This is a genomic window from Streptomyces roseolilacinus (assembly GCF_014649335.1).
In the GTDB taxonomy this organism is placed as follows: domain Bacteria; phylum Actinomycetota; class Actinomycetes; order Streptomycetales; family Streptomycetaceae; genus Streptomyces; species Streptomyces roseolilacinus.
This window is the reverse complement of the sequence record NZ_BMSV01000002.1, coordinates 632334-654195: the sequence shown is the minus strand read 5'-3', so window position 1 is coordinate 654195 and position 21862 is coordinate 632334. Positions and strand designations below refer to the sequence as shown.

General features: G+C 73.5%; 16 protein-coding genes. 9 read left to right on the top strand and 7 right to left on the bottom strand.

What is annotated here, in order from left to right; all coding sequences use genetic code 11:
- The first annotated feature begins 443 nt into the window (after positions 1-443).
- A complete protein-coding gene (locus tag IE106_RS07075; protein WP_189530956.1) occupies positions 444-1013 on the top strand; it encodes a DUF3885 domain-containing protein in 570 nt (189 codons plus the stop codon).
- Here IE106_RS07075 and IE106_RS07070 read toward each other — a convergent pair.
- Complete coding sequence (locus tag IE106_RS07070) at positions 995-1579, bottom strand: YrhB domain-containing protein (protein WP_189530954.1); 585 nt, start codon at positions 1577-1579, stop codon at positions 995-997. The two genes, IE106_RS07075 and IE106_RS07070, sit on opposite strands and share 19 nt — an antisense overlap.
- A 433-nt stretch (positions 1580-2012) precedes the next feature.
- On the opposite strand from IE106_RS07070, the gene IE106_RS07065 reads away from it, so the two are divergent.
- From IE106_RS07065 to IE106_RS07050, 4 genes are all read left to right on the top strand, one after another.
- A complete protein-coding gene (locus IE106_RS07065) occupies positions 2013-2627 on the top strand; it encodes a class I SAM-dependent methyltransferase (protein WP_189530952.1) in 615 nt (204 codons plus the stop codon).
- A gap of 541 nt (positions 2628-3168) precedes the next feature.
- The gene (locus tag IE106_RS30925; RefSeq protein WP_373295912.1) at positions 3169-4065 is read left to right on the top strand and encodes a cysteine/serine endopeptidase inhibitor; all 897 of its coding nucleotides are present in this window, start codon (positions 3169-3171) and stop codon (positions 4063-4065) included.
- Between the two features lie 162 nt (positions 4066-4227).
- On the top strand, positions 4228-4599 hold the full coding sequence (locus IE106_RS30660) for a ClpX C4-type zinc finger protein (protein ID WP_373295911.1): 372 nt from the start codon (positions 4228-4230) through the stop codon (positions 4597-4599).
- 302 nt (positions 4600-4901) lie between these two features.
- On the top strand, positions 4902-7331 hold the full coding sequence (locus tag IE106_RS07050) for an SCO7613 C-terminal domain-containing membrane protein (RefSeq protein ID WP_189530950.1): 2430 nt from the start codon (positions 4902-4904) through the stop codon (positions 7329-7331).
- Between the two features lie 163 nt (positions 7332-7494).
- Here IE106_RS07050 and IE106_RS30815 read toward each other — a convergent pair whose 3' ends face one another.
- Both IE106_RS30815 and IE106_RS07040 read right to left on the bottom strand, forming a co-directional pair.
- Positions 7495-10932 carry a phosphocholine-specific phospholipase C gene (locus IE106_RS30815; RefSeq protein ID WP_189530948.1) on the bottom strand — a complete coding sequence of 1146 codons (3438 nt, stop codon included), beginning with the start codon at positions 10930-10932 and terminating at the stop codon, positions 7495-7497.
- Between the two features lie 232 nt (positions 10933-11164).
- Entirely contained in the window at positions 11165-11818 is a 654-nt protein-coding gene (locus IE106_RS07040; protein WP_189531202.1) for an esterase/lipase family protein, read from the bottom strand.
- A gap of 465 nt (positions 11819-12283) precedes the next feature.
- Between IE106_RS07040 and IE106_RS07035 the strand changes: the two genes are divergently transcribed.
- From IE106_RS07035 to IE106_RS07020, 4 genes are read left to right on the top strand one after another with little or no spacing between them, the layout of a single operon-like run.
- On the top strand, positions 12284-12709 hold the full coding sequence (locus IE106_RS07035; RefSeq protein ID WP_189530946.1) for a Tat pathway signal sequence domain protein: 426 nt from the start codon (positions 12284-12286) through the stop codon (positions 12707-12709).
- Positions 12706-13317: a class F sortase gene (locus IE106_RS07030; protein ID WP_189530944.1), complete on the top strand. Its 612-nt coding sequence runs from the start codon at positions 12706-12708 to the stop codon at positions 13315-13317. Before IE106_RS07035 ends, IE106_RS07030 begins: the two co-directional genes overlap by 4 nt.
- 41 nt (positions 13318-13358) lie before the next feature.
- Positions 13359-13850: an RNA polymerase sigma factor gene (locus IE106_RS07025; RefSeq protein ID WP_189530942.1), complete on the top strand. Its 492-nt coding sequence runs from the start codon at positions 13359-13361 to the stop codon at positions 13848-13850.
- Positions 13834-14343, top strand: a complete 510-nt coding sequence (locus IE106_RS07020) for a hypothetical protein (RefSeq protein WP_189530940.1) — start codon at positions 13834-13836, stop codon at positions 14341-14343. The genes IE106_RS07025 and IE106_RS07020 overlap by 17 nt, the downstream gene beginning before the upstream one ends.
- Before the next feature lie 64 nt (positions 14344-14407).
- Here IE106_RS07020 and IE106_RS07015 read toward each other — a convergent pair whose 3' ends face one another.
- The 4 genes from IE106_RS07015 to IE106_RS07000 all read right to left on the bottom strand — a co-directional run bounded on the left by IE106_RS07015 (position 14408) and on the right by IE106_RS07000 (position 21813).
- Entirely contained in the window at positions 14408-16159 is a 1752-nt protein-coding gene (locus IE106_RS07015) for a M4 family metallopeptidase (protein WP_189530938.1), read from the bottom strand.
- 447 nt (positions 16160-16606) lie between these two features.
- Positions 16607-18223, bottom strand: a complete 1617-nt coding sequence (locus IE106_RS07010) for an ADP-ribosyltransferase domain-containing protein (protein WP_189530936.1) — start codon at positions 18221-18223, stop codon at positions 16607-16609.
- An 85-nt stretch (positions 18224-18308) separates the two neighbouring features.
- Positions 18309-18986: a macro domain-containing protein gene (locus IE106_RS07005; protein WP_189530934.1), complete on the bottom strand. Its 678-nt coding sequence runs from the start codon at positions 18984-18986 to the stop codon at positions 18309-18311.
- A 244-nt stretch (positions 18987-19230) separates the two neighbouring features.
- A complete protein-coding gene (locus IE106_RS07000; protein WP_373295910.1) occupies positions 19231-21813 on the bottom strand; it encodes a collagenase in 2583 nt (860 codons plus the stop codon).
- Positions 21814-21862 lie beyond the last annotated feature (49 nt).

Genomic DNA, 21862 nt, shown 5'->3' with positions numbered 1-21862 from the left:
GGTGAAGTGGAGGTCGACCCACCGGGCGAGGATCAGCCCGTCCTGGGGCTTGTCGGCCTGGAAGGTGAAGCCGTACAGCAGACCGACGTCGGGGGCGACGCCTTCGCGGGAGAGGACGAGGACGAGGGTGAGGAACGCGGATCAGGTGTTGCCGTCCTCGAAGGGGTGAAGAGGCACACGTCGAGGTGGACGCGCGCGGCACGGGCGGTCGGAGAAAGCGGCGCGCCGTGGCCCTTGGCGCTCTGGACCAGGCCAGGCGTCGAGGCGGACCCGGATGTCCGAGGTGATGCCGTAGCGTTCCCGGCCGCCCTTGGCGAAGACGCGCGACTGGACCGTCTGCATCAGCGGTCGGCGAAGCAACGGCGAACAAGTCGGTCCCTCGTTCGTGACCACCGGCATCATGGTCGTCGGCAGGTTCATACGTGAGAGGACGAGTGCGAAGGTTGTCTGGAGACGGGCAGGCGGATCTGACAGAACTGTGGCGGCAGCGTTGGCCCGGTTGCCCTCCGGTCGGGCACAGGCTCCGTGACCTGTATCGGGATGTCTGGGTACGTTTTCACAGCCTGCCGGAGTCGAAGCGGTATGCGGAGGACGAGAACGAGTACACCGTCGTCCTGGAGCGTTACAACACCGTTCTCGATGAGTTGTTCGCTGGTGCGGACGTGTATGTGATCACATCGTTCTGGACGACCGAAGCGGAGGATCCGTCCTATCAAGCCGTCGCCGGGTACTGGCAAAGCCTGCTGGTGCAGGACGATCCCGACCCTGAGTTCCGCACCTACTGTCACCTCTTCACCACCCGTCGGCCCTGGCAGCGTGGTTGCATCGACGAGTTGCTCCGGGACATCGCCGACGACAAGACGACGGGCGTCCTCGTCACCGACACCCGGATGCAGCGCGTCCACCACCCCTATGACGGTGGCGCCGACGTCTTCCTCGCCACACCCGACGAGCGGGACCGGCTACGCGATCGGCATGCCGACTGGCTTTCCCGTCATCCGTTGGGGCTCTGACCGGCTCGGGTCGCCGCCCCGTTCAGAACGGTCTTCACCGCGAGTACGGGGTTGAGAGGCGCCACGAGTTCCTCGGTGGCGACAGCCGCGAGGCGCGCGGGCACATCTCCCTCCAACAACGCGTTCACGTACTCGATGGCCTCCGCGGGCAAGAGCATCGGCAGTCTTTGGCGCAGTGTCCGCACAGCGTGCACGCGTCCGCGCGTGGCGGCGACTCCGCGGAGCGCATCGTGCAGATCGTCCACCGCACTGCGCACCGGCAACCCGCGTATACGGGCGCGGTAGTCGGTCTCCCACTCCCCTGTTTTCGCGGAGACGACGCTGATCTGGTGTAGTCCCCCGTCGACGCGGTCGACCAGGTACGGCCCATTGCCAATCAGCGCGTACTTCGCGTTCCGGGTGCATACGAACTCCTCGGACTGCCAGGAGACGATCCACACCAGCTCGTGCTCCTTGACATGGACCACAGCCATCCTCATCGCGTCCGTGCTCACTGCTCGCCACTGCTGGTAGTCGCGCTCCAACTGCTCTTCGACAGCCCGAACGGCGGCTTCTCGCTCGATCACGCATGCAGCATCCCGTATCGGCCTCTTCGCCGACCAGCGAATTCGCACGACCCGGCACCACGTACAACGGCCTCCCCGGCCGCTCCGCCCGGTCCTCACCCACCCCGTGCCACCAGAGGCTGGGCGAGGGCCGGAGAGGTCGGCTGGCCCCTTTCTCAGCCGATCCGCGAAAGACCCGCGCCTCCGTCACCCTCGACGCCCACCAGCTCGGCCGCTTGATCCAGTCGTGTCCGTAAAGTCGATCGCCTGTGGCTCGATTCGCCCTGCTTCGGCATGAACTGACGGATGACTCATGGACGTTGATCATTCCGCTGCCGCCGCCGGGCAACCGCCGACACCGCGACGGTGGTCGGCCTGACCGGTCGGCCAGCCGGTTCGGGGCCGTGTCCGCCGGAGCGCGCCGGGGATATGACCACGCCCTTACGATGACTCGATGCGTCAGGCCGACCCGAAGCCGTACTGGAACACCAACGTCGCCCGGCATCCGGGCATCCTCCGCGTGGTGCCCGAGGGGTGCGGCGACGCGTTGGACGTCGGGTGCGGGGACGGGCTGCTGGCGCGGAAGCTCGCCGGGCGGGCGAAGCGCGTCACCGGGATCGACAGGTCGCCGGAGATGATCGCCCGCGCACGCGGGCTCGCCGCCGACTGCCCGGATCTCACCTTCGTCGAGGGCGACTTCCTCACCACCGGCCTCCCCGCGGCCGGGTACGACTTCGTCTGTTCGGTGGCCACGATCCACCACATGGACTTCGAGACGGCCCTCGTCCGCATGCGTGAGCTGCTGCGGCCCGGGGGCACGCTGGTGGTCGTCGGACTGGCCCGGGAGGCGAGCGTGGCGGACCGGGCGGCGATGATCGCGGCCGCCCCGGTCGTACGGACCATGAAGGTGCTGCGTCGCGCGCGGGAACCGGAGGGCATGCCGGTCGCCGACCCGCGGATGGGCTACGGGCAGGTGCGGGCCGCGGCACGGCGGGTGCTGCCCGGTGTGCGCTACCGCCGGCACGTGCTTCGTCGTTACTCGCTGACCTGGGAGAAACCCCTCGACTGAACCCGGCCGAGGGGCGGTTGCGGCAGGTGGGCCGGCCGGAGGTCGGCAAGCACCGTCACCACGTCGACAGCCCACTGGTCGAAAGCCCGCCGGGAGCGGCCTCCGTCTCCGTCCTTTGCCGGCGGGGTGGAACGCCCCGCCGGACCGCGGGGGCCGCACGTCGTCATCAGGTCAAGAAGAGTGCGGGAATCAGCCTTCCCCACGGCCACATGCGACCCACCGGTGACACAGGGCGGTCCGGCGGGGCGGCACGGGGCCTCGGTGCCCCGTCTCGGCACCGAAGCCCGTCGGGAGCGGCGGCCGGACCACCGTGCCGGTGGCCACCACCACGGGCGGCGGGCGGTCGTCGTACCGGGCGGACGCACGGGCGAACGGTGCGGACGGGGGGCGGCGCCACGCGCCCCGGGACGCCCCTTCCGGCCGACACCCGGCGCATCAGGCGCCGTTGACCAGGGGACCGGACGCGTCTTTCCTGGTGCCGCGACGGCGCGCGTCACCTCCGACGCGCGCCCGCCTTCTCGTTTCCGTCCCGGGAGGACGCATGCAGCGCACGTTCCCGCAGCGGTGGGGCCGGTGGGCCGGCACCCTGCTCGGCACGGTGCTCGTCACCGTGCTCGGCATCGGCACCGCCTTCGCCGCGTTACCCATCGGCGAGCCCAGAACCGGCAGGATGACCTGGTACGACGACGCGGGCACCGGCGCCTGCGGCACGCCCATCCATCCGGCCACGGAGGACCTGGTCGCGGTCTCCCACCTGTGGTGGACCTCGACCAACCCCAACAACGACGAGCTGTGCCGGGGCATCTCCGTCCAGGTCACGTACAACGGCAGGACCCTCACCGTGCCGGTCCGCGACAAGTGCCCGTCGTGCGCCGCGGAGCACATCGACCTGAGCAAGGCCGCCTTCCAGAAGCTGGCCGACACCGACCTCGGTGTCGTCCACGGCATCACCTGGAAGTTCGTGTACACGAACGGCGGGGACGGGGGCGGTTCGGACACGCGGGCGCCGAGCACCCCCACGGGCCTGCGGTCCACGGCCACGACCTCCTCCAGCGTCTCGCTGGTCTGGGCCCCCTCCACCGACGACACCGGCGTGACCGGCTACGACGTGTACCGCGGATCGACCCGGGTCGCCACCGTGCCCGGCACCGGCACCACCGTCGGCGGGCTCTCCCCGAGCACGGCCTACACGTTCGCCGTGGCGGCGCGGGACGCGGCCGGCAACGTGTCCGCACCGTCCGGCGCCGTCACCGTCACCACCGGCCCCGGGAGCGGCTCGTCCTGCCCCGCCGCGTGGAGCGCCACCACGTCGTACGTCCCGGGTGACAGGGTCTCGTACGCGGGCCGCGCCTACGCCTCCACCCACTACTCCACCGGCGCCGTACCGAACGCCCCGAGCTCCTGGGCCGTGTGGCGCGACGAGGGGGCCTGCGGCTGACGCGTCGGCGCCGGCGTCCCCGGGACCGCCGGGCCCGGGAGGGGCCGGATCCCGCCGGTGCCGGAGGGCGACAGCCCCCGCTTGTCAGGGCGGTCCTGACATCCGTACCCTGATCGTCAGGACCGGCCTGACAGCCAGGCCGTGGTGGGAAAAGGGGAGGTCGTGCCGGTGGGGATGGAGGAACGCGGCGGTCGGGCCTGCTCGTTCTGCGGCAAGCCCGAGGCGGAGTCGGTCAAGCTGATCGCCGGCCCGGGGGTGAACATCTGCAACGAGTGCGTGGACCTGGCCGCCTCGATCGTGGCCGAGTACCGTCCGGGCCCGGTCGAGCTGCGGATGCCGATGTGGGGCGAGCTGACCGATGCGGAGATGCTGGAGCGGCTGCCCCGGGTCGCGTCGGTCGCCGATCAGGTCGAGGCCGATCTGCGCATGTGGGTCATGGAGTTGCGGCGGCGCGGCGTGACCTGGGCCAGGATCGGCGAGGCGCTCGGCATCACCCGCCAGTCGGCCTGGGAGCGGTTCTCCGGGGAGGAGTGACCCCGGGGCGCCGGCCGACCCGGGAACGCCCGACCGGCACACGGGCCCCGGACCGCGGGAGCGGACCGACGATCGGTCCGCGAGGAAGGTACGGCCTGGGGGCATCACCGTCCTCGCCCCTCCCCCTGGAGCGGCTCGAGGAGCACGGCGCGGGCGCGGCGGCGGCCGGGGCGGGGCCGGACGCCGCGGAAGTGGCGGTGGCTCCACCCCCGGAAGGGGCCCGCGCGCGGAACGGGTACTCACCCCGACCTGAGTAGCCGCGCGCATGCCGTGAAGGCGTGCCGGGCACCACACTGCCCGGCATGGACAGCCTTCCTTCACCGGCTCAGGAGCTGGTGCTCGTCGATCGTGAACTGGCCCAACTGGACGCCCGCCGGGCGATGCTGCTGACGCGCCGGACGTGGCTGCTCCACGTGCTGCGGGGGGAGGCCGCACAGCCGGCCGGCGCCGCGAGCGCGGCGGGCCCGGTGGCGGGCGGTGCCGCGGCGTGGGGCAGGCCCGGGGGCGAGGCGTCGGCGTGGGGCGTACGGACGGTGCTGCTGGCGTTGGGCGGGGCCCTGCTGGCGATCGCGGCGCTGGCGTTCACGCTGGTGAGTTGGGGGGCGCTGGGCATCGGCGGCCGCACGGCGGTGCTGGGCGTGGTGACGGCGGTGGCCCTCGGGGTTCCGGTGGCGCTGCTGCGGCGCGGCCTGTCCGCGACGGCGGAGACGGTGGCCGCGCTGGCGCTGGCGCTGACGGTGCTGGACGCGTGGGCGCTGTACCTGGTGTCCGGGCCGTGGGCGTGGGGCGCGTCGGGGTACGCGGCGGTGGCGGCGGCGCTGCTGTGTGCGCTGTGGGCGGGGTACGGGCTCGCGTTCCGTGGACTGCGCGCGCCGCTTCCCGCGGCGGTGGTGATGGGCCAGCTTCCTTTCCTGCTGGGGGTGTCGGCCTTCGACGGTGACGGGCAGGCGGTGGCGTGGGTGCTGCTGGCGACCGGGACGGGCGACGTGTCGCTGGCGCTTCGGGTGCGTTCGGTGGCGGTGAGGGCGGCCGCGTGGGCGGCGGCCGGGATGACCACGGGGTACGCGCTGCCGGCGGGCTTCGAGGCGTCGCTGCGCGGCGGGGGTGTGGAGCCCGTCCTGCTGTTGCTGGCGGGCGCCGCGCTGGGGGTCGTCGTCGCGTGGCGGGTCGAGGGCGCCTGGGCGGTGGCGTGCGCGGTGGTGGCGGCGTCGGCGTGGACGGCGGCCGGGGGCGGGCTGCTGCGCGCGGTGGTGCCCGGGGCGTGGGTGGGGGTGGGGTACGTGGCGTGTGCGGCGTTGCCGGTGGTCGCCGTGGCCGCGGGCCCGGCGGTGCGGGTGGTGCCGGAGGCGGTGCGGCGCGGGCTGGTGTGGGCGTCGGACGGGCTGATGGGGGTGGGCTTGCTGGTGGCCGTGCCGCACCTGCTGCGGGTGCCGGTGGAGCGGGTGCCCGACGTGTGGTCGGGTGCGGTGCCGGCGGGTTCGGTCGGGGTGTGGCCGGCGGTGGTGGCGGCGCTGCTGGTGGGCGGTGTGCTGGCGTCCGGGGCGGTGGTGCCCGCCGGGTCCGGAGGGCCGGGCGTGCGGGTGGCCGCGCGGTGCGTGGCGCTGGGCCTGGGGGCGCTGGTGGCGCTGGTGGTGCCGGTGGCGGCGGGGCTGCCGTACGGGGTGGTGTTGGCGGTGCACCTGCTGGTGGTGGCGGCGCTGCTGGGCGTGGCGGTACGTCCCCGGTACGTCGTCGCGGGGCTGCCGGAGGCGGTGACGGGCGCGGACGTCGCGGCGGCTGCCGGGTTCGGGTGCGCGGTGGTGGCGGCGTCGGCGGTGACGGTGTCCGGGCTGGTGACGGAGGCGGCGACGCTGGTGGTGTTGGGCTCGCTGGTGGCGCTGTTCGCGGGGGCTTCCGTGGCGGGCGGGTCGCGGCGGTGGCTGCGGGCGTCGTCGGCGTGCGGGGCGGTGGTGGCGGCGGCCGGGTTCGTGGGGGCCGCGGGGGCGGCCGCGGGGTGGCCGGCGTACTGGGTGGCGGTGGCGCTCCTGGTGGTGCCGGGTGCGACGGCCGGTCTCGGGGCCCGGCTGCGGCGGGACGCGGCGGGGGCGCCGGTGGAGTGGACCGGTGCGGCGGTGGGTGCCGTGGCGGTGGCCCTTTCGGTGGGGCGGCCCGGGGTGCTGGCCCTGGTGCTGGGCCTGTCGGGTGTGATCGCGGCGGGTACGGCCGCGCGGCCGGAGCGGCTCCGGGTGGCGGGGCCGGTGGCGGCGGTGCTGTTCGTGGCGGCGGCGTGGGTGCGGCTCGCGCTGTGGGAGGTGACGGTTCCGGAGGCGTACGCGCTGCCGGTGGCGGTGCCGGCGCTGGTGGTGGGCGCCTTGCGCAGGCGGCGTGACGCCGGTACGGGGTCGTGGGTCGCGTACGGGCCGGGACTCGGTGCGGGCCTGGTGCCGAGCCTCTGTGCGGCATGGGGCGACGCGGGCCCGCTGCGGCCGCTCCTGCTGGGCGTGGTGGCGCTGGGGGTCACGCTGGCGGGGGCCCGGTGGCGGTTGCAGGCGCCGCTGGTGCTGGGCGGCGGGGTGCTGGTGCTGGTGGCGCTGCACGAGTTGGCTCCGTACGTGGCGCAGGTGGTGGGCGTGCTGCCGCGGTGGCTGCCGCCGGCCCTGGCCGGGCTGCTGCTGCTGGTGGTGGGCGCGACGTACGAGCGGCGGCTGCGTGAGCTGCGGCGGCTGCGCGAGGCGGTGGGGCGCATGGGGTGACCGGCGGGGCGTGGGACCGGCCCCGCCCGGGGGGCCGGCGGCAGGGCCCCACGGCTCCGGCGGAACGTACCGGGGTGACCGGCCGGCCGCCGCCACGGCGCCCGGCAGGCGCGGGCCCGCCCCGCCCGACGGGGGTCCCGCCGGGCGGGGCGGGGCCCGGTGGTCAGGCGTCGGTGATCGGGGCGGTGCCCAGGCGGACGTGGTCGATCGCCCAGTACCAGTTGTTGCCCGCGTTGAAGAGCCGGAAGGACACCTTTGCCGAGCCGGCCCCGGCCGGGACCGGGCAGGAGAGCCGGACCAGGCGGTTCTCCTGGTCCCGGTCCTGGCCGGTGTCGCCGGAGGCGGCGCCGCCGTAGTGGAGCAGCCGTACCTTGTCGCCGGAGTCGAACTCGACGGTGACCTCCGCCTCCTGGGGGCTCTCCTGCCGGTAGTGGGAGTCGAAGCCCAGGTGCAGGGTGGAGGTGCCGGGTGGGATGTCCACCGCCGGGCTGGTCAGGGTGGAGTCGAACCGGCCCCGGCCGGACGGGCCGCCGGTGTCGTCCCAGTCGTCGGGGTCGGCGACGGCGACGACACCGAGGCCCCGGGTGAAGTGGGAGCGGTTCTGCCCGGCGGGGAACCAGAACTGCTTGGACACGAGCGTCCAGCCCTGCAGTTCCCTCGTGCCCTGCGGCATGCCGGGCGCGTTGGTGACCGTCCAGCCCCCGGGGACGGTCCGGGTCCAGCCGAGCAGGCCGGGGCGGTCGAGGTCGGCGGCCGGGCCGAGCGCCGGGGCGACGGACTCGAAGTCCTCCGCGAGGAGGTGGCCCGTCATGACGGGACCGGTCCTGACGGGCAGCGACGCGGACGCCTCCGTGGTGCCGGCGCCCCACTTCGCCGTGACGACCGCCCTGAGGGTGGCGAAGGCGCGCGCGGCCGTGAGGGGCGCGACGACGTCCCAGGCCAGGGTCACGTCCGAGCGTGCGGGAACCGACGTCGGCACGGTGCCCCGGGCGGTGGCCTTCCAGCCCTCCGGGAGGACCGGCGTGACGGTCAGGCCGGTCAGGGGCGTACCGCCGGCATGGGTGACGGTGGCTTCGACGGTGGCCGGCCGGCCCGGGGACAGGACGGCGCCGTCGGTGCCGGGCGAGCTCGCCGGGCCGGTGAGCGTGACAGTCAGGGCGGGGGCGACCTCGGTGCGCACGCGCGTGTCGGCGAGCCTGAGCAGTCCGTCGCCGCGGGCGTGCGCGGTGACGGCCAGCCGGCCGGCGGTGGCGTCGCCGGACGGGGTGACCGTGAAGCGCAGGTCGGCCGTGTCCCCGGCCGCCAGCGTCCGGGGGGACGGGCCGGTCCGTTCGACCGCCCAGCCGGACGGGGCGATCAGGGCGGTGGAGAGGTCGTCGAGCCGGCCGTGGCTCCGGTTGTGCAGGGTGACGACGACGTCGGTCGGGCTGCCCTGGACGAACGGCGTGCCCAGGGAGGGCAAGGGCTCGGGCAGGCCGACGGTCGCGGCCAGCGCGGGAGGGGTGCCGGTGGCCGGGTCGGTGACGCCGGGCCGGTCGTGGGCCAGGCGGCCGGTCATGCGGCGCAGGAAAGCCGGGTCGTCACGGTCGACGACCACGATGTCGTACCAGCCGTGGTCCGCCGGGCGCAGCCGCACCGTGTGCGAGGCTCCGGACCTGAGGGTGACGGTGTGCACGCGGTCGCCGTGCCCGCGGGAGTGGACCGACTCACCGACGAGGAGCCTGCGGGTGGTGGCGGACGGGTTGGAGCACACGATCCGCACCCGGCCGGCGGCCGGCTGCTCGGCGAGGTGCGCCTCGGCACCCGCGCCGGCGCCGCGCAGCTCCCACACGGACCATCCGGGAGCGTGCACCTGCAGGTCGTAGCCGCTGCCGTCGTACGCGACCGTGTGGTCGGCGTCTTCGCGCGCGGGGACGGTCCAGGTGTGCGGGGCGGTGCCGTCGCCGGGGTAGGCGGTGAACCAGGCGCCGGTGGATCCGTCGTTACCGAGGCGGAGGCGGACGCCGGTGCGGGTGACGTCGGAACGCAGGGACAGCCGGTACGGCGAGGGACGGGTGCGGCGGGTGCCGGGTTCCTGCTCGGGCGGCGTCTGGTTCTTCGGCGGTACGGGCTTCCAGCGGCCGACCGGCGCGGGGATCGGGCCGGGCTGCTCGACCTCGGGCGGGCGGTGGCGCCGGTGGAAGTCGAAGGCGGAGGTGAGGTCCCCGAACACACTGCGGCGCCAGGCGCTGATGTTGGGTTCGCGGACGCCGGTCCACCTCTCCAGGAACCGGATGACCGACGTGTGGTCGAACGCCTGGGAGCTGACGAAGCCGCCCACCGTCCAGGGCGACACGATCGTCATCGGCACGCGCGGGCCGGGGCCGACCGGACGGCCGTCGAACCAGTCGTCGTCGTTGCCGGAGGCCGGCCGGGGCGCGACCGGGGCCGGCACGTGGTCGAAGTAGCCGTCGTTCTCGTCGAAGTTGATGAACAGCACCGTCTTCGACCAGGTATCCGGGTCGCTCGCGAGGGCGTCGAGGAGGTCGTAGACCAGGTGGGCGCTGCCGACCGGGGTGGAGGTGCCAGGGTGCTCGGAGAGCGCCGCCGTCGGGACGACCCAGCTGACCCGGGGCAGGGTGCCCCGGTCGATGTCGGACCGGATCCGCCGCACGAGCGTGTCCGGCTCGGAGCGGTGGGCGCCCCGCAGGAACAGCCGGCGTTCGGCCTCCGTCAGCGCGTCGACGCCCCGCTGGAACTCGGCCAGCTCGGCCCCGCGCTGTTCCGGGCCCTTGCGCAGCAGGCTGTCGTAGAACTGCTCGGTGGTGGAGTAGGAGCCGCTGACCTTGGAGAGGATCTTCCGGCCGATCTCCTTCCAGGGCCGGAAGTACTCCACCGCGTTGTCGGTGAAGTTGTCCCACTCCTGGTAGATCTGCCAGGAGACACCGGCCGCCTCCAGGCGCTCGGGGTACGTCGTCCAGGTGTAGCCGGCGTGGTCGTGGTCGTATGCGGCGTTGGTGACGGCCCGCTCGACGCCGTCCGGTTCGTAGCCGGTGGTACCGGTCCACAGATAGTTGCGGTTGGGGTTCGTCGAGCCGTGGACCGAGCAGAAGTAGGCGTCGCACAGGGTGAAGCGATCGGCCAGTTCGTACTGGAGCGGGATGTCACGCCGGTCGTAGAAGGCCATGGTGCTCTGGGTCTTGGCCGCGACCCAGTCGTTCCACCAGCCGTTCGCCCGGGCCTGGTTGGCGTCGTGGAAGCCGTGTGCGAGCGCACCCAGGTACTGGATGTCGCTCTCCGGGCGGCCCGCGTCGACCGCCGCCCGGCGGGCCGAGAAGGGCAGGACCGCGCCGCCCGCGGGCCGCGGCTGCGCGAAGACGTCGGTCCCCGAGGGCAGGCGCAGCGGCGTCCGGTCGCCGAAGCCGCGCACCCCCTTCAGGGTTCCGAAGTAGTGGTCGAAGGAACGGTTCTCCTGCATCAGGACGATCACATGCTCGATGGCACGCAGACCGCCGTGCGGCATCGGCGCGGCCATCGCCTTGTGCAACGACGGGGGCAGGAAGGACAACGCGGCCCCACCTGCGAGAGTGCCGAGGACCTTACGGCGGGAAACGGTGGACATGGCGGGGACGCTAGGGTGCGTGTACCGAACAGGAAACCCCGTGCGGCGAGTTTTCGCCGGCCGTTCACCGGGGGACGTCGGCTGTTCCACCGCCCGTGGGCCCGGGCCCGGTTTCCCGCCGGCGGGTGGGACGGCCGGGAGACTCCGGGGCCGGGACGGTGGTGGAGGTCGGTGTCGCCTGACGCGCCGGGCCGGGCACCTGCGGGCGGCCGGAGGAGTGGCGGGACGGTTCTCAGCGGACGTGCGTCCTGACCTGGTCGTACACCGTCTTCTCGGTGCGCAGCTCGCTGTGGCCGAGGCAGCCGGTGGTGGTGTTGAGGGCGCCGGAGAGGGCGACGCTGCTCTGGGGGCTGACGACGTTGTCGCACGGTGAGCGCCAGGTGGCGTAGCGGGGGGAGCCGGGGGTCTCGTCACCGGTGTTGAGCGCGTTCAGGAAGTCGGAGCCCGGTCGCATCTCGACGCAGGGGGCGCCGCCGCACCAACGTGCGGTCTCGGTTCCGTGGTTGGGTCCCGCCAGGGAGACCCACGCGTCGACCTTGGCGGTGCCGCCGAGGTTCTTGAGGTAGTAGCGGGAGGACAGGGCGCCCATGGAGTGGGTGACGACGTCGACCTTGGCGGCGCCGGTGAGGCGCAGGACGCGTTCGACCTCGTCGGCGAGTCGTGCGGCGGTCGTGGCGTTGGACTGTGTGGAGTCGTAGTTCCACCGGTCGAGGTGGTCGGCCGGCCAGCCGTCGGCCCGGAACCGGTCGGCCATGGTCTGCCAGGCGGAGCCGTCGGAGTTCCAGCCGTGGACGAAGACGATCGGGTCGGGGCGGGCGGCCCGGTGCTGGTCGTCGGCGGCGGCGGAGGAGGCGGGGAGGAGGGGGGCGAGCGCGAGGAGGAGCATGGACGAGCTCCGCGACAGGTTCCTGATCACGCTCGGTTTGTAGCGCCCCGGCGGCCGGAGCGGCAGGCCCCGACGTGCGTACTCACCCGCCCGGGGGCAGGGTTTCACCGCAGAAACGTGACAGCGCGGGACTCCGGGGTCGTTCGGCGACGGCCCGGGGCCGTGCCTTTCGCCGGTGGGCCGGCTTCCCGGCCGCGCCGACGGCGCCGGGCCGGCTCGTGAACCCGGTCGTCGAGGTCCGCGGTTCCTCCGGTACGTGCCGGGGCGGTTGACGCCGCGCGGGGCGGGCCGGAGCGGGCGCCCCGACGGACACGTCGTCACGACCGCCCGGGGAGTGGGCCGGGACGGGACGACGCGACTTTGCCGTCTCTTTACAACCCGCCCCACCGCCGCCTCGTCTCTCCGTCCGATCCACGTCCACACCCCACGCGGCATCCGCGTGGACCGACGAGAGAGAACCGACCCATGCACCGAACCATCCTCAGCGCCGCGGCACTGGCCTGCTCCGCCGTACTGGCGGGCGCGGCGCCCGCGTTCGCCGACGACCCCACCGCGGTCCCCTCCGCTCCCCCGACCGCGAGCACGCCCGGTCCCGGCACCGAGCCGTCCCAGGCGCCCACGCCGTCCGTCAGTTCCCCCGCGCCGGCGCCGTCCGTCAGCTCCCCCGCGCCGGCACCCTCCGTCAGCTCGCCGGCGCCGACGGCCGTGCCGTCTCCGGTGGCCGGTCAGGTGTCCGCCGTGCCCAAGGGCGCGCCCGACACCGGAGCGGCGGGACCGCGGTCCTCCGGGGGCGGCGCCGGGCTCGTCGGCGCGGGCGCCGGGGCGGTGCTCCTCGCGGGCGGCGCGGGCGTGTTCGTCGTACGCCGCCGACGGGCGGCGACCGGGGCATGACCCCGCTCTCCAGGCGCGCCTTCGCCGCCGCCCTGCCGGCCGTGCTGCTCGCGGGCTGCGGTGGCGGCGGGGACGCGCCCGTACGCCCCGGGACCACGGCCTCGTCCGCGCACGTCCCCGCGGAGCCGGTGCGGCCCCTGGAACGGTCGGTCCCCATCGGCCTGCGCATCCCGGCCATCGGGGTCGACACCCCGGTGATACGGCTGGGGCTGGCGGCGGACGGCACGGTCGAGGTCCCGCCGGTCACGGACGACGACCGCGCGGGCTGGTACCGGCACTCCCCGACGCCGGGCCAGGTCGGACCGTCGGTCGTCCTCGGCCACGTCACGGTCGGCGCCCACGGGGACGGCGTCTTCCGCCACCTCGCGCGGCTGCACCGGGGCGACCGGATCGAGGCGCGCCTGGAGAACGGCACGACGGCGCGGTTCACGGTCACCGCCGTACGGACGGTGGCGAAGGCCGACTTCCCGACGGACGACGTCTACGGGGACGTGGACCGGCCGGAGCTGCGGCTCATCACCTGCGGCGGCCCGCGGGTCGGCGAGGAGTACCGGGACAACGTGATCGCCTTCGCCGCGCTGAGCGCGACGGGCCCCGCGACCTCCTGACCGACCGTGCGTACCGCATACCCTCACGACCATGGAGAACGTTGAAACGGTCCCGTGACAGGGCGGCGTCCGAGCTGTTCGCCGCCCTGTATCCGCGCCTGGCCGGCTGGTGCCGCCGGCTCGTCGACGACGACGAGACGGCCCACGAGATCGCCTCGGAGGCGTTCACCCGGCTCTGGGCCCGCTGGACGGCCGTGGAGGAGCCCCGCGGCTTCCTCTACGTCACCGCCGCCAACCTCGTCCGCGACCACTGGCGCAAGCTGGAGCGCGAGCGCCGGGCGGTGCGCCGGGTCACCGCCGAGGTCGCCGTCCGCCCCCATCCCGAGCAGGCCGACCCCTCGGTACGGCTGCTCGTGCAGTCCCTGCCGGAGCGACTGCGCGTGCCGATCCTCCTCCACTACTACGCTGACATGCCGATCCGGGAGGTGTCCGTGCTGACCGGACGCAAGGAGGGAACCGTCAAGGCCGACCTCCACGCGGCCCGCGAACTGCTCCGCGTCCATCTGAGGAGAAGCGTTGACCAGACACCTTGAGGACGAGCCGGGGTTCGAGCGGGACGACGACGATCCGCTGCTGGTCGTGCTGCGCCCGGGCGGCGACCGCCTGGGGCCGCCCCCCGGCCGCTACGAGGCGATCCGCCGGGCGGCGTCCCGCCGGCGCCTGCTGCGCGCCGCGGCCGGCGCCGGCGCCACCGCTGCCGCCGCCGCCCTGATCTCGCTGTCGCTGCCCTGGGCGGTCCCCACCGACCCCACGCGCCCGACGGCTCCGCTGGCCCCGGCCCCCGTCGCCCCCGCCCCGGCGACCTCGCCGAGTCCCGCCCCTTCCCGTGGTACGCCCTCGCAGGGGCCCGCGCCCGAGGCTTCCGTGTCCTCGGCACCGAGGTCGACGCCGACCGCCGTGCCGAGCAGCCCGTCCCCCGACGGCGCAGCGCCGTCGGGGACGCCCGGGGACGGGACGTCGGCCCGGCCGAGCAGCGCGCCCATGCCCTCGGGGTACGACGGCACGGCGGTGGCGCCGGACCGGTGACCCCTCACGCGGCGCCGCTCGCGGAGGGCGACGCCGAACCCGGGGCGCCCGGCCCGGCGGAGCGCTACCCGGGGGCGTCCGCCCGGACGCCCACCCGGCCGTACGCGTCGTCGACGGCCGAGGCCACCGAGGCCCTCAGCGCCGCGTTGCCCATCAGATAGGTCTTGGTCACGGCGTGCAGGGCCTTCCGCATGTCCTGGAAGCCCGACAGGGGCAGCAGCCGGAGCATGGCCAGGTACACCAGCAGTGCCCACTGGTCGACGCCCAGGAGCGGGTTCCCGGAAGCGTCCGTCGACGTCAGCAGGTGGTACACGGCCTTGTTGTGGATGTTGCTGTTCTGGTGCACGCCTCCGTTGTCGTGGGGGGTGCGCACGTACTGGTCCATGTGCGCCGGGTCGCCCGTGGTGGTGGGGTCCCTCATGTCGCGCAGCGGTGAGCCGCCCGGACCGAGCCCGGCGCCGATGTGCCAGGTCCACGTGCCGACGTCGTGGCGGTCGGCGGCTTCGTACCAGTTGGCGATGATCACGCCCATGGTGTCGGCGAGCGACTCGTTGAGCGCTCCCGACTCGTCCTGGTAGACGAGGCCGCTGGAGGTCTCGATCACTCCGTGCGTGATCTCGTGCGCCACGATGTCGAGGTGGAGCGCCAGGCTGACCAGCCGGTCACCGTCGGAGATCTGCCCATACCACATGCGCCGACGCCACCACATGGCGTTGCGCCACTCCTGACGCGGGGTGCCGCGGCGCCTGTAGGTGCAGTTGACGGTGGAGACCAGCCCCATGCTCGCGTCGTCGATCCCGTTGCGGCGCAGCTCCTCCCGGTAGAACCTGGAGACGCGGGCGGCGTTGACGTGGGCCGAGACGCCCGCCCGGTGGTCGCCCCCCAGGTTCGCGTTCCGTGACGCGAGCGCGGTACCGGGCAGGTTCCCCTGGGCGCAGTCGGCGTACTGCAGGTCGTAGGTGGTGATCTGTCCCCTCCTGTCCTCGAGGAGGTAGAAGCCCGCTTGCTCGCTGCCGTGGAACCGGTGGTGGACGCTCCTCTCGTCATCGCCCTCCAGGCTGACGGGCACCACGGCCGTGGCCGTCGGGGTCATGCCGTACGACCACAGGACCTCGCCGGTGGAGGCGTCGACGAGGTACCCGGTGAGCGGGAAGTCGTCCCGGGGGGAGGGGTCGAGTCCGTGACCGCGCTGGTCGTCCGTGCGGTGGGCTTCCGGGGGCTGCGCCGGGACGTCGCGCAAGTGCCAGGCCAGGCGCCACTCGTCATGGTGGTTCACGTAGGTCAGTGCCGGCGGTGGCAGTTCCTCGGCGTCGATCGGGGTGCCCGTGAGGTCGGCCACCCTGGCGAGCGCGTCCGTCCCGCCCAGTTCCGGAACCGGACTGACCCCGCCCACCTCACCGAGCCGGCAGTCCAGCGAGACGAGCCGGTTCCCGCGGTCGACCTCCACGATGGCCGCGGTACCGAAGACCGGGATCTCGTCATGGGTCTGCTCGAAGCGGACGATCGTGGTGGCGGTGGCCTCCTGTGTGCGTTCGTCGAGGAGCGCGAGGTCCGGCACCCGGTCGGGCCGGTCCTCGCGGACCACGCTGCGGAGTTCCGGCTGCGGTTGCTCCTGCAGCATCTCGGACAGGTAGAAACGCGCCGCCGAGGCCGGGGAGTGGAACTCGATGGCCGGTTCCGGGGCTTCTTCCGCGGAATCCGCCCCCGGCTCGCCGAAACCGCGCAGCGTGTCGCGGACGGTCTCCGGTCCGAGCGCCTCCTCGTGAGCCCGAGGGTCGTCGACGACGTGATATCGGTAGCGCTGAAGATGCGGCATGGCGCACCCCTACTCTTCGGTCCCCTCCGCCTTTCCTGGGATTTCCCCCCTCCATCATCACCCCCTGCCGATAAATCCGGCAATTGCCTTGGGGGGGAAGAACGAATGGCCGGGGAGGCGGAATTTCCGGCCGCGTACGAAAGGCGTTCACGATGGTGGAACGTCGTACTTTTGAAAGGGAAATGAACCGGGTCGGCGGCCACTGTCCGGTCGGTGCGGCCCCGGCCACCACCGGCCGTGTCCCGTCGGGTCCGGAGGTTCCTCCGTGCGGGCTCCGGGCGCCCGGAAGGCGGGGGGCCCGCCCCTCCCGGAGCGTGTGCGGCCTCCCCCGCACGTGGGCGGCGGGCCACCACCCGGACGAGCGGCTTCGGTCTCGCGCGGCTCGCCCGGGGCCGCCTCCCCCGGCTTCGCCGGGTCACGGCGAAGCCGGGAGCGGGGCGGCGGGGGTCAGGAGACGAGGGGGGCGGCGTCCACCTCGGACAGCTTGACCGTGCACAGGCCGCCGCGCTCGGTCGTCACGTCCGTCACCTTGAGCTGGGTGCCCGGCGCGAGGATGTACTCCTCCTCTCCGGTGAACGCGGAGAAGCTGCGGATCGGCACGGCGCGCGCGGGAGTGACCTCGAAGAGCGTCCGCTTGCCGCGGCTTCCCAGGAACGACCGGGCCACGCTCAGCTCGGAGGTGCACGAGGACACGCCCCACCACGTCACGGTCCGCCCGGCCGGGTACTGCTTGCGCAGGTCCAAGGACACGCCCCGCCACAGCGGCCGGGTGTGGGCGGGCAGCGCCGACACCGCCGAGAAGAGCAGCCGCAGATAGGGGAGGTAGGGCACGACCTTGGTCCGGTCCGGGGAGCGGAGGACCGCGTTGATCTCCCGGTAGAAGGCGGACTCGCAGGTGTAGAGGTGGAGCGCCGCGATCGCGTCGGCGGACAGGTCGCCGGCCGTCTCGTCCGCCCGCCGCTTGCCGAACTCCCCGGAGCGGTCGATGTGCCGGCCGAGCCCGGACAGGACCTCGGCGACCGGTGCGACGGCGTCCCTGAGGTCCATCAGCGGGGTGTCGAACACACCGGTGATCGCCGGGAGGACGAGTCCCTCGTCCTTGACGCCGGTGAGCCGCTCCAGGTACAGCTGGTGCAGTTCCATGGTCGACGCGATGAAGGCGCCCATGCGCGCCGCGACGTCGCCGTCCCCGCCGCCGGTGCTCGCCGGTCCCTCGTTCCACCCCTTGCTCGGCAGCCAGTCGATCTCCTCGGCGCCCAGGGACGCGAGGGCCGCGTTCACCGTGGTGAAGTGGTCGCCCTCGCAGAAGATGTCGCCCTGGGCCGCCGGGTTGGCGTGGTCGATGTGCCGCACCTCGACGTCCGGGTACTTCTCCTGGAGCCGCAGGACGACCTTCTTCAGGTTGCGGGCATGGGCTCCCCACCAGGCGAAGACGACGCCGCGGTCCTCCTCGTCGGCGCCCTGCTTGGCCTTGAGGATCTCCTCGACGATCCGCTCGGCGACGGGCCGCCAGAACGCGGTGTGCCGGTCGGCCCTCATCGCGCCGTCGCCGCTGGCGGTGAGCGAGGCGTTCAGCAGCAACACGCCCTGCGTGAGCATGGCCTGGAACCACTCGGGCGGCTGGACCGTCTCCCGCTCCTCCAGCAGGGCGCGGACGTCGGCGACGGGTGTCTTCCTGGCGATGCCGTACTTCCACATGGCCGCCGCCTTGATGATGCAGCGGATGCTGACGACCCTGCCGAACTGGCTGTCCTTCCAGTCGTTGAAGGCGTTGTCGAACATGGCTATGCCGGTGGCGCTCTCCGGCCGCGGGTACGGGTTCTGGCCGAAGACGACGACCTTCCACTTGTGCGGCGGATGGGGCTTGAGCGCCTGGAAGGTCAGCTCCCGGACCGGGACGACCTCCGGGCTGCGGCCCTGTCCGATGAACTCGGCGGCGTCCGGCTGCGCCTCGATGACGGGCTTCAGGAGCGGCAGCCAGGTCTCACCCCCGCTGAAGAGTTCGGTGAGGCCCAGGGGATCGTCGGCGTCGGAGGGGGACGGGGCGGTGGTGGCGTCGCTCATGGGGGAAGGGCTTTCGGTGGTCGTGTCCGAGGCGGGAGGGTCGCAGGCGGGCCCCCCGGCCGGGTGGCCGGCGGGACGGAGCGGCTCAGGAGCGAAAGGAACGCCCTTTGGGCGGCACGATGCGCACCCGCTGCGCGACCGGCGCGTCCTCGATGCCGTCGAGCTGCGCGGTGATCACCGAGCGCAGCTCGTCGTCGTCCTCGAAGCAGTGGTCGTGGAAGAGGGTGTGGCCGGTCCACATGAGGTTGGCGCAGACCCGGGCCGGCACCCGGCCGGTCTGCGCGCCCATCCCCACGAGCGCCACCGACCGGATGCCGCCCGGCACCTGCCGGTTCTGCCGGTGGACGGCCTGGAACGCGGCGGCGCACGCCAGTGCCACGTTCAGCGTCTCGCTCACGTTCTGCGCGGACTCCACCATGGTCGGCGTCGATATCACGTACCGCGGGACGGTCGCCCCGGACGGGACGCAGACGGCGCTTCCCACCGGGAGGACGCCGGCGAACCCGTCGCGGATCGCCCGCTGCACGCGCAGCTGGATGCCGGCGCCGAGATGCCGCTTGATGGCGGCGTCGACGCCACCGTCCATCCGGCCCCGGGAGTTGGTCGGGGTGACCCAGGCGTCGACGTCCGCGTCGAGGATCGAGCCCCTGCGGATCTCGATCCCGGGGGTGTCGGCGAACGCCGCCCGCCACTCGTCCACCACACGCTGGTTGACGTCGGTCAGCACCACCCTGAGCCCGGGCTTCGCGCGGTTCTCGGTCATCGTCCACTCCCGTCGGGGTAAAGGCCCTTCAACACCCCTGACGCTAGTGGTGACCACTGACAACGGCCGTGCCGGCGGCGGGCGGTGGGCCCGTGGCACGTGCGCGTACGGACTGCCGGCGGCCGGTGCGGCGGCGGATCGCCGCGCGGCGGACAAAACGCCGCGCGGCGGGGCCCGGGACGGAGGTGCGTGCCGTCCCGGGCCCCGCCGGTGCGGTGCCGTGTGCCTTCCTGCCTTCCTGCTTTCAGTAGCTGGTGCTGACGGTCACTCCGGCGAAGCCTTCGACGGCGTGCAGACTGATGAAGTGGGCGCCCGCCTGCGGGTTCGTGACGGTGAGGGTGTGGTGGTTGCCCGCCCCGGTCGCACGCTGCGTGTAGCCGGTGGTGCCGGGCCAGGTGGTGCCGCTGTGGTACAGGTCCGCGTCGCCGGTGCCGCCGGAGGTGGTGACCGTCAGCCGGGTGGTGCCGGGCGGGACGTACAGGTAGAGGTAGGCGTAGTCGCCCGTGGCAGCGGCCTGGTCGCTCCGCCGGCAGTTCCTGCCCAGTTCCCGGGGGTCGGTTCCGGTGCACTCGACGACGGTGCCGCCGCCGACGGTGACGGTCCTGCCGGCGGTGGCGGTCGCCCCCTTGTCGTCGGTGACGGTCAGCTTGACCGTGTAGGTCCCGGCGGTGGCGTAGGTCTTGGTCGGGTGGGCGGCCGTCGAGGAGGTGCCGTCGCCGAAGTCCCACGACCGGGACGCGACGGAGCCGTCGGGATCCGTGGACCGGTCGGTGAAGGCGACCCGCAGGCCCTGGACGGAGTCGGTGAACGCGGCGGTGGGGGCCTGGTTGCCCGGAGGGGTGGTGCCGCCGCAGGCGCCTGCCGCGCAGCGCGCCAACCATGCCCGCCAGTCGCTGTCGTAGCGGGTGCCGATGGTGCCGGTCAGGTGGGCGCGGGCGGCGTCCCACCTGCCGGCGCGGTAGTGGGAGAGCACCGTGTCGACGTCGCCGCGGTGGTTTTCCAGCATGTACCGGACGGCGAGGTAGCCCCAGCGGTAGACACGTGTGGTGTCGTGGTCGTACGTGGTGTCGAACAGGGTGCTCAGGGCGTAGGTGCCGCGTCCGGCCTCGGCCATGGCCGCGTCGTAGGGGACGCCCCGGTAGGAGTAGGAGACGTACTCCCCGAAGCCCTCGATCCACCAGACGGTCGGGGTGGCGATGTTGGCGGTGAAGTCGCCGTACATGTCGAACCGGCCGTCGAGGTAATGGGTGTACTCGTGGTTGAGGTTCCAGATGTGGAACGCCGGGCGCAGCCACTCGGCCTCGTAGGCGATGAAGCGGGGCTGGTTGCCGGCGGCCGCCGGGTCGCCCTCGAGGTACATGCCGCCGTTGTTGGTGTCGATGCCGTACATGGCGCCGGCGTAGGTCTGGTAGTCGCGGCTGGAGTCGAAGGCCACGACCTCGACCGTGCTGTTGTGGTCGTCGGCGACGGGCCCGCTGTCACGGACGGTGTCGTGGAAGTAGGCGTCCTGGCCGCGCAGGCCGGCGCAGGTGGCGGACAGCTCGCCCGACGTCATCTGCTGGGCCCTGACGGTGATGCCGGGGCTGCAGGCGTGGGTCACCGGCAGCACCGCCCGGGCCAGTTGGGACTGCAGGTCGCAGGTGCCGTAGGAGGAGCAGTGGGCCTTGTCGTAGTGGTCCGTCATCTCGGCCACGCCGACCCACAGCGGCGCGGTCGCCCCCGTGATCGAGCTCCTGTCCAGCAGGCCGGCCGCCAGCGGACGCACCTTGGAGCGCAGGGCCGCGTGCTGCAGGAAGCGGCCGAGTTCCCGCCCGGCGTTGGACGTGAGGTACGACCGGTCGGTGCCCAGCAGGGCGAGGTGGCGGGTCGCGAAGCCGTACAGGGAGTCGATCAGGCTCGGGTCGGCCTGGACGGCGCTGACGAACGCGGGCACCTGGTGGCCGCGGAACGTCACGGTGTAGACGTTGTTGACGGCGACGAGCATCCACCGGTGGGCGTTCCAGGAGGAGTCGTAGCCCGACAGGAGCCGCTTGAGGACGTGGAGGTAGCGGGCGTTCTCCTCGGCGCTGTCGATGAGGGTGACCGCCTCCGCGAGCGTCTCGCCGTTGGCGTCGGTGACGTCGCGGGAGCGCGGGCTGGCGAAGAAGGCGTCGAGGCCGGCGCGGAGGGCGGTCCCCAGGGTGCTGCCGTAGGGCCCCACGGCGTCGGGGTGGTAGTAGTGCACGTAGTAGCCGGCGCGCAGGTAGAGCACCAGCTGCGGCATGCCGGTGGTGGCGTTGCCGGGGTAGGAGGCCGAGCCGTCGCGCACCGCGTGGGCGACGGTGGCCATCTGCGCTTCGCGGAAGGCGTGGTGGGCGTCGCTCCCGGTCAGGCCGAACAGGGTGTTGACGCAGTCGGTGGTGGACGCCTGGATCTGGCGCACCAGTGCGCCGCCGGTGCGGCCGGTGAAGTCCGCGACGTCGCAGCCGGCGGCCGACCGGGCTCCGGCCGTGTCCCCGCCGGTCGTCCTCCCTGACACGGAGGGCCTGGCCGGTGGCTCGGTGTGGTTGCCGTAGGGCTCCTTGAGCGCGTCCCTGTCCGCGGACAGGGGCGGTATCCGGGACGCCTCCAGGCGGCCCTCGCCCACGTGGTCGGCGTGCCCGGTGGCGGACGGCCCGGCGGGGGCCGGGCCGTCGTGCCGCGTGTCCCCTGCCACGGTGCGCGCGGCGGACGGGGAGGTGCCGGTACGGGCCTGCGCCTGCGGCGCGAGCAGTCCCGCGCCCATGGAACAGGCCAGGGCCAGCGGCAGCGCCGCGCCCAGGCATCGCCGAACGAGTGTCCTTCTCAATGCGTCTCCTCCGGGGGACGGGCCATGGGGATGGGGTGGCCCTGGTGGG

What these genes read in the sequence shown, in the direction of transcription:
- IE106_RS07065 (WP_189530952.1), top strand. Translation starts at nt 2,013, where the DNA reads ATGCGTCAGGCCGACCCGAAGCCGTACTGGAACACCAACGTCGCCCGG.
- IE106_RS30925 (WP_373295912.1), top strand. Translation starts at nt 3,169, where the DNA reads ATGCAGCGCACGTTCCCGCAGCGGTGGGGCCGGTGGGCCGGCACCCTG.
- IE106_RS07050 (WP_189530950.1), top strand. Translation starts at nt 4,902, where the DNA reads ATGGACAGCCTTCCTTCACCGGCTCAGGAGCTGGTGCTCGTCGATCGT.
- IE106_RS30815 (WP_189530948.1), bottom strand. Translation starts at nt 10,932, where the DNA reads ATGTCCACCGTTTCCCGCCGTAAGGTCCTCGGCACTCTCGCAGGTGGG.
- IE106_RS07040 (WP_189531202.1), bottom strand. Translation starts at nt 11,818, where the DNA reads ATGCTCCTCCTCGCGCTCGCCCCCCTCCTCCCCGCCTCCTCCGCCGCC.
- IE106_RS07035 (WP_189530946.1), top strand. Translation starts at nt 12,284, where the DNA reads ATGCACCGAACCATCCTCAGCGCCGCGGCACTGGCCTGCTCCGCCGTA.
- IE106_RS07030 (WP_189530944.1), top strand. Translation starts at nt 12,706, where the DNA reads ATGACCCCGCTCTCCAGGCGCGCCTTCGCCGCCGCCCTGCCGGCCGTG.
- IE106_RS07015 (WP_189530938.1), bottom strand. Translation starts at nt 16,159, where the DNA reads ATGCCGCATCTTCAGCGCTACCGATATCACGTCGTCGACGACCCTCGG.
- IE106_RS07010 (WP_189530936.1), bottom strand. Translation starts at nt 18,223, where the DNA reads ATGAGCGACGCCACCACCGCCCCGTCCCCCTCCGACGCCGACGATCCC.
- IE106_RS07005 (WP_189530934.1), bottom strand. Translation starts at nt 18,986, where the DNA reads ATGACCGAGAACCGCGCGAAGCCCGGGCTCAGGGTGGTGCTGACCGAC.